Annotated in this window: 1 protein-coding gene; it reads right to left on the bottom strand. The window is 73.6% G+C overall.

The window, feature by feature from the left end:
- Positions 1–165: 165 nt before the first annotated feature.
- Positions 166–438 (bottom strand): hypothetical protein, encoded by a 273-nt coding sequence (locus tag FV223_RS29565; RefSeq protein ID WP_147730110.1) that lies wholly within the window; start codon positions 436–438, stop codon positions 166–168.
- Positions 439–549 lie beyond the last annotated feature (111 nt).

The raw sequence follows: 549 nt of genomic DNA, 5'->3' as shown, positions 1-549 counted from the left end.
GCGCGCACCGCCGGATGCGACGGGCTGGAGATGGTGCTGCCGCCGGACCGGCCGGACCTCGAAGCCTTCTGCGCCGCCACCGGCTTCGTCGCGGCCGGCACCCGCCTGACGCGGCCCCTGCGCAAGCGAAGCGCCGAGCGCTGAGGTCGATGCCGCGTGTCGCGGTCAGTGCAACGTCGCGCCGGGGTCCGGGTCGATCTCGACCGCCTCGGCGAAGGGGAATTCCAGCACGATCTCGCCCGCGACATCGGTGACGACGAGGTGGGCCGTCATCAGCCGGGCCTGGTCCCGCGCCTCACGCGCTTGGCCGGCGCGCAGCGCCGCCAGGATGGTGTCGCGGGCGGCCTCCCAGGCGGCGTCGGCATCGGGCAGGTCGGCGCCGTCCGGGTCCGTCACCCAGTCGTCGCCGATCCGTGTGTTGAAGAAGTAGCGCGGCACGGTACAGGCTCCTGCAGCATCGGGCTTCACGCACGCGAAGCGGGATCGGAGCAAGACATGGTGAAGCCCAGCCGCGCTGCAACGCCGGACGAGGCCGGCCGGCCCGCGAGG

This window comes from Methylobacterium sp. WL116 (genome assembly GCF_008039455.1).
Taxonomy (GTDB): Bacteria; Pseudomonadota; Alphaproteobacteria; order Rhizobiales; family Beijerinckiaceae; genus Methylobacterium.
Note: the sequence above shows the minus strand (reverse complement) of the source record. Positions and strands in the feature narration are given on the sequence as shown.